The following is a 15,837-nucleotide window of genomic DNA, read 5'->3' as shown; positions in this document are numbered from 1 at the left end:
ATCACTCCAGATTCTGGACCTGTTCGCGGAACTGGTCGATGACGACTTTCAGTTCAATGCCGGCGGCAGTCACGGCCGAGGCATTCGATTTCGAACAGATGGTATTCGATTCCCGGTTAAATTCCTGTGCAAGGAAATCCAGCTTGCGGCCGACAGGGCCGCCTTTTGCCAGCAATTCGCGGGCAGCGGCGACATGTGCCTTCAGCCGGTCGATTTCCTCGCGAAGATCAGCCTTGGTGGCAAGCAGTGCCGCCTCGGCATGAAGGCGATCGCGATCGAGCGCTGCGGTGCCATCGAGCAGCATCGCCACCTGCGTCTTCAGGCGCTCGGCGATCTCCTGCGGCGAGCGCGATGGATCGCGCTCGATGGTCTGCGTCAGCGTTTCGATTGTCGAGACATGGTCGAGAAGCACGCGCGACAGCGCCGCCCCCTCCTGCTCGCGCATCAGCTTCAGATCGGCAAGCGCGCCGACGAGGCCGCTGACGACATCGGCATCACGGGCGGCGAGTGCGTCTTCGCTGTCTTCGCTCTCGCGGAACTCCACGAGGCCGCGGATCGACAGCAGCGTGTCGAGCTTCAGCGGCTCCGGATCGATGATGCCTGCCAGCTGGTCGCGCAGGGCAAGAACGGTCGCCAACGCATCCTGATTGAGAACTGTTTCGAAGCGGTTCTCGCCGGCAGAAACCGAGAGGTTCGCCTGCATGTTGCCGCGGCTGAAGGTTTCGCCCGCCATGCGGCGCACGTCCACTTCCATCCGCTCCAGGCCGGGCGGCAGGCGCAGGCGCAGGTCAAGACCCTTGCCGTTGACCGAGCGCAGTTCCCATGCCCAACGCCAACGGCCGCTCGTTCCCTCACGCCGTGCAAAACCGGTCATGGACTGCAAAGCCATGCGAGCCTCCGAAATCAGTTGGTCTTCTTTTTCTTCTGGGCGGCAGGCGCATCCGCCTGTGCTTCGGGCTGGCCGTCCACCGCGATATTCGGGTCGGCGCCCTTGTCGGCTTCCAGCTTGCGCCAGCGCCTGACATTGGCATTGTGGTCGTCGAGCGTTGCCGCGAAGACGTGACCGCCGGTGCCGTCGGCAACGAAATAGAGGTCTTCGGTCTTCCAGGGATTGGCCACGGCTTCCAGCGCGTCGCGGCCCGGATTGGCAATCGGCGTCGGCGGCAGGCCCTTGATGATATAGGTGTTGAAGGGCGTGTCCTTCTTCAGGTCCGACTGGTAGATCGGCCGATCGGCGGGCTTCCCGTCGCCGCCGAAGAGACCGTAGATGATCGTCGGATCCGACTGCAGGCGCATGCCCTTGCCAAGACGGTTGAGGAAGACGGAGGCGACATGGGCGCGCTCATCCGGCACGCCGGTTTCCTTCTCGACGATCGAGGCGAGCGCCACCAGCTCTTCCTTCGACTTCAGCTGAAGCGCCGGATCGCGCTTGTCCCAGATCTGCTCGACGAGCTTGGTCTGGGCGGCTGCCATCTGGTCAACGATCTCGCCGCGCTTGGTACCGCGCGAGAACTTGTAGGTATCCGGCCGCAGGCTGCCTTCAGCAGGAAGCACGGTCGGCAGCTCGCCTTCCAGAACCTGATCCTCGTTCATGCGATTGAACATCTGGCGGACCGTCAGGCCCTCAGGGAAGGAAATAGAATAGAGGATCGACTTGCCCGACTTCAGCAGTTCCATGATGTCGTTCATGGAAGCCTTGGCCTTGATCTCGTATTCACCGGCCTTCAGGCTTTCGCCTTCGTTCAGATGGGTGGCCGTCAGATAGCGGAAGATGCGGGCGTCGGAGATGATGTTGTTGCGCTCGAGATTGCTCGAAATCTCGGAGAGACCGGCGCCGCTGCGAACGATGAAGTTGGTGTTCGTCTCGAGCGGGCCCGGATCCTGATAGCTTGAGATCGCATAGTAGAAGGCAAAGACCGCCGCGGCGCAGCCGAGCACCACCAGCGTCATCACGAAATTGAGGAAAATCACGACCTGGCTGCGCGCCTTCTTGGAGCGCTTCGGCGGCTCCGGAACGCGTTCCGGGCGCAGCGCTTCAGTCGGCGATTTCGGAATGATCCGGCCGTTCTGTGCCTGCTGCTCGCCCTGACCCGGCGTTTCGTTGCTCTGGTTCGTGTCGCTCACCCGGCATTCCTCTATATTTGGCCCCGTCTGCTTTTTAAGAAGCAATACGGCAAAAAACAGGTGGGCCGCCGCCACGAGGTGCCGGCCCTGCCTTCGTGCTCTGCCAAAATGCGCCGTGGCGCCCGCCTGTTAGGCGGCGTAGCGGCGCAGAACCAGCGATGCGTTGGTACCGCCGAATCCGAAGGAATTCGACAGTGCCACATTGATTTCCCGCTGACGAGCCTTGTGCGGAACGAGATCGATGGCCGTTTCGCGCTCGGGGTTGTCGAGGTTGAGCGTCGGCGGGGCGACGTTGTCGCGGATCGCCAGCGTCGTGAAGATCGCTTCGATAGCGCCTGCGGCACCGAGAAGGTGACCCGTTGCCGACTTGGTGGACGACATCGAGATCTTAGAAGCGGCATTGCCGACGAGGCGCTCGACGGCGCCGAGCTCGATCGTGTCGGCCATGGTCGAGGTGCCGTGGGCGTTGATGTAGTCGATATCGGCAGGCGTCAGGCCGGCGCGCTTCAGCGCCATCGCCATGCAGCGCTGTGCGCCTTCGCCGTCTTCCGACGGTGCGGTGATGTGATAGGCGTCGCCCGACAGACCATAGCCGACGACTTCGGCATAGATCTTGGCGCCGCGCGCCAGCGCATGTTCCAGCTCTTCGAGAACGACGATGCCGGCGCCCTCGCCCATGACGAAGCCGTCACGGTCCTTGTCGTAGGGACGCGAAGCCTTGGTCGGGTCGTCGTTGTGCTGGGTCGACAGCGCCTTGCAGGCGGCAAAGCCCGCGAGCGAAATGCGGCTGACCGGGGATTCGGTACCGCCGGCAACCATGACATCGGCATCGCCGAGTGCGATCAGACGGGCAGCATCGCCGATGGCGTGCGCGCCGGTCGAGCAGGCGGTAACGACGGAGTGGTTCGGGCCGCGAAGCTTGTGACGGATCGATACCTGGCCGGAGACCAGGTTGATCAGGCGGCCGGGAATGAAGAACGGCGAGATGCGGCGCGGGCCCTTGTCGCGCAGCGTATAGCCCGCCTCGACGATGCCCTCGATGCCGCCGATGCCGGAACCGATCAGCACGCCGGTGGCGATCTGGTCCTCGTCGGTCTGCGGATGCCAGTTTGCATCCTTCAGCGCCATGTCGGCGGCAGCCATGCCGTAGATGATGAAGGGATCGACCTTGCGCTGTTCCTTCGGCTCCATCCAGTCATCGGGATTAAAGGTGCCTTCAGTGCCGTCACCGACGGGAATGCGGCAGGCGATCTTGGCGGGAAGATCTTCGACTTCGAACTCGGTTACGAGGCGGGCACCGTTCTTGCCTTCGAGCAGACGCTTCCAGGTGATTTCAGTTCCGCATCCCAAGGGTGATACCATACCGGTACCGGTGATAACGACCCGTCTCATCGAGTGTCCCCGCCTATAGTCTTCTTGAAATTGGGCTTAGCCCCAAATGAAAAGGGCGGACTCGTGGCCCGCCCTTTGAAAATCGCTCAGGATTAAGCCTGGGCCTTTTCGATGAACTTGACTGCGTCGCCGACGGTCAGGATCGAGTCAGCTGCGTCGTCAGGAATTTCAACGCCGAATTCTTCTTCGAACGCCATGACCAGTTCGACGGTGTCGAGCGAGTCTGCGCCCAGATCGTCGATAAAGCTTGCGCCTTCGACAACCTTGTCGGCATCGACGCCAAGATGATCAATAACAATTTTCTTTACGCGTTCTGCGATATCGCTCATGTCGGTTTCCTCGACCTTATGTCCTGATCAGAGTGCCTTCTGGCACCCCTACCCTGTTTCAGCCTACGGCGCCCTCTCGACGCCTTCAGCAAACTCGTTGGCCCGGCTTCCAGGTGTACCAGGCTGGCTCAAAGCCTGCCGGTTCGCCTTGTTTCTCGGGACGACTGTTCACAGTCATTGGCCCGCTTAACACGGTTTATGTCTGCCGCAAAGCCAGAAAATCAACCCCGCCAGATTGGTCAACACGCTATTGACGTGAAAAACGGTGACGGGGCCGGTTTCCTGTTTCAGATCATGGCCATGCCGCCGTTTACGTGCAGCGTCTGGCCCGTCATGTAGGCTGCTTCGTTGGAAGCGAGATAGGCAACAGCAGAGGCAACTTCGGCGCCCGTGCCCATGCGCTTCATCGGGATCGCGCCCATGATCGCGTCCTTCTGCTTATCGTTCAGCTTGCCGGTCATGGCAGACTCGATGAAGCCGGGGGCGACGCAGTTGACGGTGACGTTGCGGGTGGCGATCTCCTGCGCCAGCGACTTGGTGAAGCCGATCATGCCGGCCTTGGAGGCACAGTAGTTTGCCTGGCCCGGATTGCCGGTAACGCCGACGATCGACGTGATGTTGATGATGCGGCCGAAGCGGCGACGCATCATCGGATGGGTCAGCTCGCGGGTCAGCAGGAACATCGAGGTCAGGTTGACTTCGATGACGGCGTCCCAGTCCTCGTCGCTCATGCGAACGAAGAGGCCATCCTTGGTGATGCCGGCATTGTTGACGAGAATATCGACGCCGCCGAGCTCTTCTTCGGCCTTGGCGCCGAGCGCCTTGACTTCGTCACGGTTCGACAGGTTCGCCGGGAAGATCTTGACGCGGTCGCCGAGATCGGCGGCCAGCGCTTCGAGCTTTTCGACGCGCGTGCCGTGCAGGCCGACGATGGCGCCCTGCTTGTGGAGGATGCGGGCGATTTCCTCGCCAATGCCGCCGGATGCGCCTGTGACGAGAGCCTTGCGGCCGGTAAGATCGAGCATGGATGCGTTCCTTATGTCTGGTGGGGCCGATCAGGCCATGAGGGCGGCGACGGCTGCGTCGATATCGGCGGCCGTATTGACTGCAATGCCATTGACCGTCTTGTCGATGCGGCGCGCGAGGCCCGTCAGCACCTTGCCGGAGCCGAGCTCGTAGAGCGTCGTGACGTTATTTGCGGCGAACCATTCGACCGTCTCGCGCCAGCGGACCTGGCCGGTGACCTGCTCGACGAGAAGCTTGGCAATCTCGTCGGCATCGCTGATCGGTGCAGCGCGGACATTGGCGATGACGGGAACGATCGGATTGGACTTGGCAACGCCGGCGAGCGCTTCGCGCATCGCGTCTGCCGCAGGCGCCATCAGCTTCGAATGGAAGGGCGCGGAGACCGGCAGCAGGATAGCGCGCTTGGCGCCCTTGTCGGTCGCGAGCGCTGCAGCCTTTTCGACGGCTGCCTTCTCGCCGGAGATAACCAGCTGGCCGCCGCCATTGTCATTGGCGATCTGGACCGAACCGAGAGCGGATGCCTCTTCGCAGACGGCGATGACGTCAGCCTGCTCGAGGCCGATGATCGCGGCCATGGCGCCGACGCCAACCGGAACGGCTGCCTGCATGGCATTGCCGCGGATGCGCAGGAGACGGGCGGTATCGGCAAGCGAGAATGTGCCGGCGGCGCAGAGTGCCGAATATTCGCCGAGCGAATGGCCGGCGACGTAGGAAACCTTGGACTTGAGATCGAGGCCCTTGGCCTGCAGGACGCGAATGACGGCCATGGAGACGGCCATCAGCGCCGGCTGGGCGTTTGCCGTCAGCGTCAGCGTCTCTTCGGGACCTTCGAACATGATGGAGGACAGCTTTTCGCCGAGCGCCTCGTCGACTTCATCGAATACCGCGCGGGCTTCAGCAAAGTTTTCGGCAAGCTCCTTGCCCATGCCGACAGCCTGGCTGCCTTGGCCCGGAAATGTAAAAGCGACCGTCATTTCTATATCCCTATTATGTCATTTGGGCGATTTCGCCTCCAATTGACGTTCTTTCCTGAGGAGTCAATAGCCCGTTCGCGGTCTCCAGAGCCTTTTGCAGGTGCGAAAAACCGGGCTTTTTGCACTTGCGCTCGCCGAATTCGCACTTAAATTTGCGCCGCCCCAGCGCGGGTTCCGCCGCACACTTGCTTTCAAGGTTTTCCAATGAAGTTCAACAAATTAGGCCGTACAGACATATCGGTATCGCAAATCTGCCTCGGCACCATGACTTGGGGCTCGCAGAACAGCGAGGCAGAAGCCCACGCGCAGATGGATTACGCCGTCGAAAAGGGCGTGAACTTCTTCGACACCGCCGAACTCTATCCGACGACGCCGCTTTCCTCGGAAACATATGGCCACACCGAAGAGTTCATCGGCAGCTGGTTCGCAAAGACCGGTAAGCGCAAGGACATCGTGCTGGCGACCAAGGTAGCCGGTCACGGGCGCTCCTACATCCGCGGCGGCGAAGGCGCAGACGCGAAGAACATCAAGCTTGCCGTCGAAGCCAGCCTCAAGCGCCTGAAGACCGACTATATCGACCTCTACCAGATCCACTGGCCGAACCGCGGCCATTTCCATTTCCGCCAGAACTGGCACTACGACCCCTTCAAGCAGGACCGCGCCAAGGCCGTCGCCAACATCCTCGATATTCTCGAGGCGACAGATATCCTGGTGAAGGAAGGCAAGGTGCGCGCGCTTGGTCTTTCCAACGAGACGACCTGGGGCATCCAGAAGTACCTGACGCTCTCCGAGCAGAAGGGCCTGCCGCGCGTCGCCAGCGTGCAGAACGAGTATAATCTCCTCTACCGTCACTTCGATCTGGATCTCGCCGAACTCTCGCATCACGAAGATGTCGGCCTGCTCGCTTATTCGCCGCTCGCCGCCGGCATTCTCTCCGGCAAGTATCAGAGTGGCGTGAAGCCTGAGGGATCGCGCGCCTCGATCAACGGAGACCTCGGCGGCCGCCTGCAGCCGCTGCAGGAAGCACCGACCAAGGCCTATCTCGAGATTGCCGCCAACCACGGCCTCGACCCCTCGGCCATGGCACTCGCCTTCTGCCTCACCCGCCGCTTCATGGCCTCGGTGATCATCGGCGCGACGACGATGGAACAGCTGACGACCGATCTCAGCTCGGTCGATGTGAAGCTGTCGGGCGACGTGCTTGCCGAGATCGAGAAGGTGCACCGCCAGTATCCGATGCCGCTGTAAAACACACGCTAGGTTATCGCAGATCGATCCCCTTATGAGGCTTTCTGTGTTCTGCGATAACCTGCTCAAGGTCGATGTCGGCCTCACTAGATTTTGCGAGGCGCTTATAAAATTGCCCGGCAGGCTCGCGTTGAGGCCGACCATCCGGCCTAGTGCTACCGTGTTCGGAATGCTCCGGTTCTTCCAAGCGTGCCTCCCCTCTAAAGATGCGCTTCGGATAGATATAACACGGCCGGTCCATCAGCCCTTGCCTTCTGTCGAAAAATCCGTATAAGCGCCCCTGTTCGAAACCCGGTCTTCTGGCTGGTGGCTGAACGGAGGGCCGGTTTCCTTTAGGGGAATCGTTCGGAACGGAAGCGTTCCAGCCTCCCGTGTCTCCGCTCTCGACCGTCTCGGAAACGCTTTTCTTGCCTGGGTCCGCCCAATCAGGAGCAGTCGTTGAGGCTTAGCCGCCGAATACCGGGTTGACCAAACGCAAGAAAGGCAAAGCTGTCATGGCTCTTTATGAACATGTATTCCTTGCCCGGCAGGATATTTCCGCTCAGCAGGTCGACGCCCTCGTAGAACAGTACAAGGGTGTGATCGAAGCTAACGGCGGTAAGGTCGGGCGCGTCGAAAACTGGGGCCTCAAGTCCCTCACGTACCGCATCAAGAAGAACCGCAAGGCACATTACGTCCTCGTGGACATCGATGCACCGGCAGCTGCGATCCAGGAAATGGAACGTCAGATGCGCATCAGCGAAGACGTCCTGCGCTACATGACGATCGCTGTTGAAAAGCACGAAGAAGGCCCGTCTGCCATGATGCAGAAGCGCGACCGCGACGACCGCGGCCCGCGCGAAGGTGGCGACCGTGGCCCGCGCCGCGAGTTCGGTGACCGTCCGCCGCGCCGTGACGGCGACTTCCAGCGTGGCCCGCGTCCGGACCGCGCTCCCCGCGAAGACCGCGCTTAAGGAGATCTGATAATGTCTGAAGCTTCCTCCGCACCGGTCCGCCGCCCGTTCCATCGCCGTCGCAAGACTTGCCCCTTCTCTGGTGCAAACGCTCCGCGCATCGACTACAAGGACGTTCGTCTCCTGCAGCGCTACATTTCCGAGCGCGGCAAGATCGTTCCTTCCCGTATCACGGCTGTTTCCCAGAAGAAGCAGCGCGAACTCGCTCAGGCGATCAAGCGCGCCCGCTTCCTCGGCCTGCTGCCGTACGTCGTCGCCTAATCGGCTGACGAGACCAAATCGAGGGAAGGCAGCAATGCCTTCCCTTCTCCCTTTCGCGATGGGCGCGGATCGGAACTCTTAAAACCCATGTTGAGGCCTTTCTGAAACTGATTCAGAAAACGCCCTCTAACTGCTTGATGAAGCAGGACAGCGACCGTGAACAAACTGGACTTTAAAACGCTTTTGACCGGCGCCCTTGCCGGCATTACCGCCGCACTGCTGGTGCTCGGCGCGAGCGTTCAATTGTCGTTCAGCGCCGTCCTTTACGCGGCTTCCGCGCTTCCCATTCTTCTCGTCGGCCTCGGCTGGGGCAATGCTGCGGCCATCTCCGCCGTCGTGACTGCCGCCGTGCTCGGCGCCATCGCCATCTCGCCGACCTTCGCGCTGATGATGACGCTGGTGACGCTGCTGCCGGCCGGCTGGCTCAGCCATCTCGCCAATCTGGCGCGCCCCGCTTCCGAGCTCGGCGGCCCGGATCATCTGATGGCCTGGTATCCGCTGTCCGATATCCTGCTGCATCTCTGCGCACTCGTGACGCTCGCCGTCATCGTCACCGGCTTCATGATCGGCTACGGCCCGGATCTCGTCAGCCAGATGGTCGATGCGCTGTTCACGTCCTTTGCCCAGCAGCAGCCGGAAGTGAGCCTCGATCCGGCGGCGACGGCGCAGACCAAGTCGCTGCTGCTGCTGATGCTGCCTGCCATCCAGGGCGCCATGTGGGTGGTGCTCCTGTTTGCTGCCTATTACATCGCGACCCGCATCGTGAACGCTTCGGGCCGGGCGTTGCGTCCGCGCGAAGACATTCCGTCCGCGCTTCGGATGAACCGCAATTCGATTTTCGTCTTCCTCGCCGGTCTGGCCGCCACCTTCTTCGGCGGCGTTCCGGCGATGATCGGAGCAACCGTCGTCGGCACGTTCGGCGCCGGCTTCCTGCTTTCCGGCTTCGCCTCGCTGCATTTCCGCACGCGCGGCAAGGACTGGCGCCTGCCGGCGCTGATCCTGCTCTACCTGGCATCGCTCATCCTGATGCTGCCAGCCTTTTTCATCCTGGTCGTCGGCCTGTCCGATACGCGCAAAGCGATCGCACTGACCCCCAACAAGGATGCGGATGCCCCCAAACAAACAGATTCGAACATCTAAGAAAGGAACTCTAACATGGACGTCATTCTCCTCGAACGTATCTCCAAGCTCGGCCAGATGGGCGAAACCGTAAAGGTTCGCGACGGCTTTGCTCGTAACTACCTCCTGCCGCTCGGCAAGGCTCTGCGCGCCAACGAAGCCAACAAGAAGCGCTTCGAAGCCGAGCGTGCAACGCTCGAAGCCCGTAACCTCGAGCGCAAGTCGGAAGCCCAGAAGGTTGCCGACGTTCTCGACGGCAAGTCCTTCATCGTCGTCCGTTCGGCTGGCGAAACCGGCCAGATGTACGGCTCGGTCGCTGCTCGCGACGTCGTCGACATCCTCGGCGCAGAAGGCTTCAACATCGGCCGCAACCAGGTTCACCTGAACACGCCGATCAAGGCAATCGGCCTGCACAAGGTTGAAATCCAGCTGCACTCTGAAGTCGAAATCCACGTTGAGCTCAACGTTGCCCGTTCGGCTGAAGAAGCTGAGCGCCAGGCCAAGGGCGAGACCCTGACCTCGGTTGACGCGATCTACGGCGTTGACGAAGACGCTCTGCGTCCGGAAGACTTCTTCGATCCGGAAGCTGACGGCCTCGACGAAGACGAAGCATAAGCTTCTCTCCGATACCGCATACGGAAAGCCCGGCCTCGTGCCGGGCTTTTTCGTTTCAGGGGCCTACTGGTTCTCGGCAACGTTCTTCAGAGGTGCTGCGCTCTTGTCGATCCGCACCACGACCGAGAGGCCGGGCGACAGGTCCTTGGCCAGATCCTGGCCGGGATCGATGCTGATGCGCACGCCGAGGCGCTGGGCGACCTTGGTGAAATTGCCGGTGGCGTTATCGGGCTTGATGACGGCGAATTCCGAGCCGGCGGCCGGCGAGAAGCGTTCGACGCGGCCAGTCAGCCGGTGATGGCCGAGCGCATCGACCGAGACAGAAACCGGCTGGCCGACCTGCATCCCATCGAGCTGGGTTTCCTTGAAATTGGCGATCACCCAGACGTCCTCGGGAACCACCGCCATCATCTGCGTGCCCAATGTGACGTATTGACCGATCCGCACGCCGATCTCTCCGAGATGGCCGTCGCGGGGTGCCACGACCGAGGTGTTCTGCAGGTCGATTTCGGCGAGCTGGACCGCCGCCTCAGCACCGGCGACATTGGCTTCCAGAGAGGCACGATTGACGATGATCGTCGCCAGGCTTTGCTTCGAGACTTCGAGGGCGGCCTGCGCCTGATTGAGCGCCGCCTTCGCCTGCTCGAGCGTCGCCTGGGCGGCTTCGGATTCACTGGCCGAAGCGATGCCGCGGTTGCTCAGATTATCGACGCGATCCCAGGCAAGCTGGGCACGCTTCAGCGCCGCGGTGGCGCTATCGATCTGCGCCTGGCTGGAGGCGATGTTGGCTTGTGCCGAGAGCTCCTGCTGGTGCGAATTGGCGAGCGAGGCCTTCTGACCATCGAGCGCGGCGCGCGACTGCGCCAGCTTCTGCGCATAGATGCGGTCGTCGATCTTGGCGAGAACCTGCCCCTGCTTCACATGCTCGTAGTCCTTGACCGGGACGTCGACGACATAGCCGCTGACCTGCGGGCTCATCAGCGTGACGTAGCCGCGGACATAGGCATTGTCCGTCGTTTCCACCGAGGTCACGAAGGGTGGCAGGCGCCAGGCATAGAGCACCAGCAGGATGCCGGCGGCACCGGCGATCAGCACGATCAGAGAGGTGGGCGAGCGGAGGGATTTGAACATGCGAGCGGGGCCTCTGGCTCAGGATTGCGCAAGGGCGGCCTCCGGCCCGTTCTGCCAGGGCCGGCGCTTCCATGCGAGATGGAGAAGAAGGACGACGAGACCTGCCAGGCAGGACAGGAAGATGACGTAGAAGGCGTCGTTATAGGCGAGCACATAGGCTTCCCGCGTCACTTGCTGGCTGAGCAGCGAGAGGCCCTCGGCATTCAGCAGCGTCTTGTCGGTGATGACCTTTCCGTAGGCGGCCGAAAGCTGCGAGACGCGCTGGGCAACGATCGGATCCGTCAGCAGGATATGCTCGACGAGAACGTTGGAATGAAACTTCTCGCGGATGACGACGAAAGTGCCGAGCACCGACGAGGCAAAGAGCGAGCCGATCGACTGGGTGAACAGGAAGATCACCAGGAAATTGACGATATAGGGCATACCCTTGGCGAGGACGGCCGCAAAGCCCTTGGACATGACCGGCGGCAGGAACATCGCCGCACCCGCCGCGACCATCGCCTGGCTCAGATACATTTCCGGCGGCCGCGTCAGGCTGGTGGACTGGCTGTCGATATAGGCGCCCGCCGCGATGAGGATCAGCGCCAGCACATGCGCGGTCTCCACATAGCGGGTCATCATCAGATAGGCGCAGAACAGCCCGCCCGCGAGCGACGAGAGCAGGATGATTGCATAGAGATGGATCGTCTGGTCGTTGAGCAGGCCGAGCTGCTGGTAGAAATTCGCAGCCGTCGTCGATTGCTCCGAGGAGACGAAGCGGAACAACAGCAGGAGACCGGCCATGCGCATGTTCGCCCCTGAAAACACGAAGCGCAGGTCGAGCATCGGATTGGCGCGCGGCAGCTCGATCAGGAACATCAGCGTCAGCGCGCCGATCGAGACGGCAAGCACGATGCCGAGCCAGGATACTTCGAACCACCAGTAGAGCCGCCCGAGCGTCAGGACGACGGCCAGGCAGCCGAAGCTGATGGCGAGCAGCAGGTAGCTCAGGATATCGAGCCGCTGGATGACCTTGGCGCGCGGCGGCGCCGTGAGCGGCAGCAGGTAGATGACCGGCAGGGCAATCAGCGCCAGCCCCATCTCGAAAGTGTAGAGCGCGCTGTAGCCGCCGAGATCCAGCAGCGACGGCGAGATGATGCGGGCGATGGGCGCGGCAAACAGCGTGTTCATCAGCGCCAGGCTGAGGCCCACCGAGAGCTTCTTCTCCGGCGGGAAGGCTTCCAGCATGTAGAGGAAGCCGAGCGTCGAGAGCGGGGCGGCGGCCATGCCGCTCAAGGCGCGCACGACGATTGCCGAATGCAGATCGGTGATCAGCAGGTTCATCATCGAGGCGAAGAGGAAGCAGATGATGCTAAACTCGGCAAAGCGGCGCAGGCCATATTGCGTGCGGATCTTGAAGAGCGCGATGGCAAGGCTGGCATAGGGCGCCATATAGGCGGCAGACAGCCAGGACACCTCGATCGTGGTTGCCGAAAACGAGCCCTGCAGCTGGTAGATATTGGCGGTGATCAGGTTCATTCCCAACCCCTGGGTCAGGAAGAACAGCACCGAGGAGGCCATGTAGAGTGGCACCTTCCAGCGCGCCAGCGGCACCGGCAAGGGCGGCGCTGCGGGCGGCGGCGTGACGGCCTCTTCCTCGCCCTTGCGGGCGACTACAGCATTGTCGTTTGCTGTCTCGGCGAGGCTCATTCACGCGTCCTCATTGTCCGCGAACAGCCGCCAGGTTCGCCTGCATCGCGCGGATAACATTCAAGGTAGTCCTGAGATCGCTTTCGGGAATACCGGCGATGATCTGTCCGCGCACTTCCTCCGCAAGACCCTCGACTTCGGCCGCGACCACCCTGCCCGCGTCGGTCATGTAGATCTCCTTGGCGCGGCGGTCGGAGCCGGCGACACGGCGCTCGACATAGCCCTGCCCCTCCATCGCATCGAGGATGCGCACGAGCGTCGGGGTTTCGAGCTCGAGGCGGTCTGCGAGCTCGCGCTGGTTGATGCCGTCCTTCTTGTTGAGATTGAAGAAAACCCGGGCGCGCGGCAGCGTCATGTTGCGCTCCCTGACCCTGGCATCGAAAGTCGCTCTCAGCTTGCGGGTGAAGGCAGCAATGTCTTCGATCAATTCGCGGCCGAGCAGCTTATTCGCCATAGATTCCAGTCCAATTCGTTAGTGTGCTAATTATATTATTACTATCTAAAGCAGATTTGGCATTTTTTCAAGTGCTAACTCGGATGGCTTACGGGTAAAATAGCCATCAGTAAAAATGCAGGCTGAGTCGCAGCCGGGCCCGTGTCCCCAAGGTGACACGATAGCATTTTTTGTCCACAGGCTTTGAAGCGCTGTGGACAAGTCGAACAACGTGCAAAGCGCAGTGGATTTTGAAGACCGGCAGGCGCTGTTGCCGCCATGCACTTGCATTTGCAGGTGGCAGTCTTCAAATCCGGGATAGAAACGACAGAACGGATGACGATGAACGACGCCGCGCGAAAGATTGCCGCCGTTGCTCCTGCCGAGCAGCATTACCGCGAAGCACCCAACAATATCGAAGCGGAGCAGGCGCTTCTGGGTGCTATCCTGATGAACAACGACGCCTATTACCGGGTGTCGGACTTCCTCAAGCCGATCCATCTCTATGAGCCGCTGCACCGGAAGATCTTCGAGGTCGCCGGCGATATCATCCGCATGGGCAAGATCGCCAATCCGGTGACGATCAAGACCTTCCTGAAGGCCGACGAGAAGGTCGGCGACATGACGGTGTCGGAATATCTCGCCCGTCTCGCCCGCGAGGCCGTCACCATCATCAATGCTGAGGACTATGGCCGCGCGATCTACGATCTGGCGCTGCGCCGCGCGCTGATCACCATCGGCGAGGACGTCGTCAACATCGCCTATGACGCGCCGCTCGACATGCCGCCGCAGGCGCAGATCGAAGACACCGAACGCCGGCTGTTCGAACTCGCCGAAAACGGCCGCTACGACGGCGGTTTCCAGTCGTTCAACGATGCCGTGGCGCTAGCGATCGACATGGCTGCCGTCGCCAAGGAGCGCGATGGCGGTCTCTCCGGTATCTCCACCGGCATCCATTCGCTCGACGGCAAGATGGGCGGTCTGCAGCGCTCCGACTTGATCGTGCTCGCCGGACGTCCGGGTATGGGCAAGACCTCGCTCGCCACCAACATCGCCTATAACATCGCTGCCGCCTATGAAGGCGAAGTGCAGGCGGATGGAAGCTTCAAGGCGAAGCAGGGCGGCGTCGTCGGCTTCTACTCGCTCGAAATGTCGTCCGAACAGCTCGCCACGCGTATCATCTCCGAGCAGACGGAAGTCTCTTCCTCGAAGATCCGCCGCGGCGACATCAACGATGCCGATTTCGAAAAGCTGGTCGCCTGCTCGATGATGATGCAGAAGGTGCCGCTCTATATCGACCAGACCGGTGGTATCTCGATCGCCCAGCTTTCGGCGCGCGCCCGCCGCCTGAAGCGCCAGCGCGGGCTCGACTGCCTGGTGGTGGACTATATCCAGCTGATGACCGGCGCCGGCAAGGGCGACAACCGCGTTCAGGAAATCACCCAGATCACCACCGGCCTGAAGGCGCTCGGCAAGGAACTTAACGTTCCCATCATCGCCCTTTCGCAGCTGTCGCGTCAGGTCGAAAGCCGCGACGACAAGCGCCCGCAGCTCTCCGACCTTCGTGAATCGGGCTCGATCGAGCAGGACGCCGACGTCGTGCTCTTCGTGTTCCGCGAGGAATATTACGTCAAGAACCTCGAGCCGCGCGATCCCGCCGATCCGAAATATGCGGAATGGGAAGCGCTGTTCGAAAAGGTCAAGGGCACGGCCGACGTCATCATCGCCAAGCAGCGTCACGGACCGACCGGCACCGTCAAGCTCGCCTTCCAGTCGGAGTTCACCCGCTTCGCCGACCTCGCCGAGCCATCGTTCACGCAGTACGAAGAACACTGAGCAGCATTGCTGCAGTTTGACACCGAGCCCTCTTGTTGGCATCATCGCCAACATGAGGCTTTCTTATCGACGCCGTAGCGTAGTCGCCTCGCACGACCGTCACCTCTCCGATCCCCCTAATCTACCCACACGGCCACGGCCAGCGCTGCAAGGTTTTCGCCGACAGCTTGTAGTCCCGCGCAGACTATCCAAGATCGAAGACTATGCCGTTGGCGTTTAGCCAGTGAACTAACCAGCTGCCCGCGAAATAGATTATAAACGGCGCTCCAGTTGCGCCAAAAATGAATGCCGGCTTGCGGATGTGCGAGGGGTCGTCTTCCTCCCATATTGCTCTGGCCGCGATATAATTTGCCTCAAACTTGGTATTTTTCTTCGGCGCGACCACGCCACTCAAAAAGAACAACGGAATAGAAGTCGCAAACATAAGTGCGCAACTTGTGGCTTGGAACGGCGAGAAAAAGACGGTCGAACCGTGTTCGTTGTGTTTTAAATACAAGTTCAAAGCGAGGTCGGGAGATCGCGGGGCGAGATCGACCCATCGTGATTGCAAGAATAGCAAGCAGATAAAAGACGCGATTCCGTAGCCTGCCAGGCTGCCACTGATGACATTTCTGATCTTGTTGGCGATCATTTCGCAACTCGAGGATTAACTCTGGAGCAAACACAACTAAAGGCTTTCCGGCCGCCCATGCAATCGGTCTTTGCTG

General features: G+C 61.2%; 16 protein-coding genes. 6 read left to right on the top strand and 10 right to left on the bottom strand.

The genetic code is table 11. The annotated features are described in order from the left end of the window. Position 1: 1 nt before the first annotated feature. From ACEN84_RS15555 to fabD, 6 genes are all read right to left on the bottom strand, one after another. Positions 2 to 889: a YicC/YloC family endoribonuclease gene (locus tag ACEN84_RS15555; protein ID WP_112719526.1), complete on the bottom strand. Its 888-nt coding sequence runs from the start codon at positions 887 to 889 to the stop codon at positions 2 to 4. A gap of 14 nt (positions 890 to 903) precedes the next feature. Further along, a complete protein-coding gene (gene mltG, locus ACEN84_RS15550; RefSeq protein ID WP_112719527.1) occupies positions 904 to 2,124 on the bottom strand; it encodes an endolytic transglycosylase MltG in 1,221 nt (406 codons plus the stop codon). 129 nt (positions 2,125 to 2,253) lie between these two features. After that, positions 2,254 to 3,516, bottom strand: a complete 1,263-nt coding sequence (gene fabF / locus ACEN84_RS15545; protein ID WP_112719528.1) for a beta-ketoacyl-ACP synthase II — start codon at positions 3,514 to 3,516, stop codon at positions 2,254 to 2,256. A 92-nt stretch (positions 3,517 to 3,608) separates the two neighbouring features. Further along, a complete protein-coding gene (locus ACEN84_RS15540; protein ID WP_003502080.1) occupies positions 3,609 to 3,845 on the bottom strand; it encodes an acyl carrier protein in 237 nt (78 codons plus the stop codon). Between the two features lie 287 nt (positions 3,846 to 4,132). Continuing rightward, positions 4,133 to 4,870: a 3-oxoacyl-[acyl-carrier-protein] reductase gene (gene fabG, locus ACEN84_RS15535; RefSeq protein WP_112719529.1), complete on the bottom strand. Its 738-nt coding sequence runs from the start codon at positions 4,868 to 4,870 to the stop codon at positions 4,133 to 4,135. A 30-nt stretch (positions 4,871 to 4,900) separates the two neighbouring features. After that, on the bottom strand, positions 4,901 to 5,845 hold the full coding sequence (fabD, locus tag ACEN84_RS15530; RefSeq protein WP_413709186.1) for an ACP S-malonyltransferase: 945 nt from the start codon (positions 5,843 to 5,845) through the stop codon (positions 4,901 to 4,903). 204 nt (positions 5,846 to 6,049) lie between these two features. Here fabD and ACEN84_RS15525 point away from each other — a divergent pair, with 204 nt between their 5' ends. The 5 genes from ACEN84_RS15525 (at position 6,050) to rplI (ending at position 10,041) form a co-directional block, all read left to right on the top strand. Continuing rightward, positions 6,050 to 7,093 carry an aldo/keto reductase gene (locus ACEN84_RS15525; RefSeq protein ID WP_112719532.1) on the top strand — a complete coding sequence of 348 codons (1,044 nt, stop codon included), beginning with the start codon at positions 6,050 to 6,052 and terminating at the stop codon, positions 7,091 to 7,093. 494 nt (positions 7,094 to 7,587) lie between these two features. Then, a complete protein-coding gene (rpsF, locus tag ACEN84_RS15520) occupies positions 7,588 to 8,046 on the top strand; it encodes a 30S ribosomal protein S6 (RefSeq protein ID WP_112719533.1) in 459 nt (152 codons plus the stop codon). Positions 8,047 to 8,058: 12 nt separating this feature from the next. Next, positions 8,059 to 8,307, top strand: coding sequence for a 30S ribosomal protein S18 (gene rpsR / locus ACEN84_RS15515; protein WP_004680498.1), 249 nt, complete (start codon positions 8,059 to 8,061; stop codon positions 8,305 to 8,307). A gap of 156 nt (positions 8,308 to 8,463) precedes the next feature. Continuing rightward, a complete protein-coding gene (locus ACEN84_RS15510) occupies positions 8,464 to 9,447 on the top strand; it encodes a DUF2232 domain-containing protein (RefSeq protein WP_112719534.1) in 984 nt (327 codons plus the stop codon). Positions 9,448 to 9,462: 15 nt separating this feature from the next. Then, positions 9,463 to 10,041 carry a 50S ribosomal protein L9 gene (gene rplI, locus ACEN84_RS15505; protein WP_112719535.1) on the top strand — a complete coding sequence of 193 codons (579 nt, stop codon included), beginning with the start codon at positions 9,463 to 9,465 and terminating at the stop codon, positions 10,039 to 10,041. A gap of 63 nt (positions 10,042 to 10,104) precedes the next feature. Here the strand turns inward: rplI and ACEN84_RS15500 are convergent, their stop codons facing one another. From ACEN84_RS15500 to ACEN84_RS15490, 3 genes are read right to left on the bottom strand one after another with little or no spacing between them, the layout of a single operon-like run. Beyond that, entirely contained in the window at positions 10,105 to 11,172 is a 1,068-nt protein-coding gene (locus tag ACEN84_RS15500; RefSeq protein WP_413709185.1) for an HlyD family secretion protein, read from the bottom strand. Positions 11,173 to 11,190: 18 nt separating this feature from the next. Continuing rightward, entirely contained in the window at positions 11,191 to 12,861 is a 1,671-nt protein-coding gene (locus ACEN84_RS15495) for an MFS transporter (RefSeq protein ID WP_413709184.1), read from the bottom strand. A 10-nt stretch (positions 12,862 to 12,871) separates the two neighbouring features. Beyond that, positions 12,872 to 13,315, bottom strand: coding sequence for a MarR family winged helix-turn-helix transcriptional regulator (locus tag ACEN84_RS15490; RefSeq protein WP_112719538.1), 444 nt, complete (start codon positions 13,313 to 13,315; stop codon positions 12,872 to 12,874). A gap of 321 nt (positions 13,316 to 13,636) precedes the next feature. Between ACEN84_RS15490 and ACEN84_RS15485 the strand changes: the two genes are divergently transcribed. Next, entirely contained in the window at positions 13,637 to 15,130 is a 1,494-nt protein-coding gene (locus ACEN84_RS15485; protein WP_112719675.1) for a replicative DNA helicase, read from the top strand. A gap of 184 nt (positions 15,131 to 15,314) precedes the next feature. Here the strand turns inward: ACEN84_RS15485 and ACEN84_RS15480 are convergent, their stop codons facing one another. Continuing rightward, on the bottom strand, positions 15,315 to 15,761 hold the full coding sequence (locus tag ACEN84_RS15480) for a hypothetical protein (protein ID WP_203429176.1): 447 nt from the start codon (positions 15,759 to 15,761) through the stop codon (positions 15,315 to 15,317). Positions 15,762 to 15,837 lie beyond the last annotated feature (76 nt).

This window comes from Rhizobium sp. Rhizsp82 (genome assembly GCF_047325115.1).
Taxonomy (GTDB): domain Bacteria; phylum Pseudomonadota; class Alphaproteobacteria; order Rhizobiales; family Rhizobiaceae; genus Rhizobium.
Note: the sequence above shows the minus strand (reverse complement) of the source record. Positions and strands in the feature narration are given on the sequence as shown.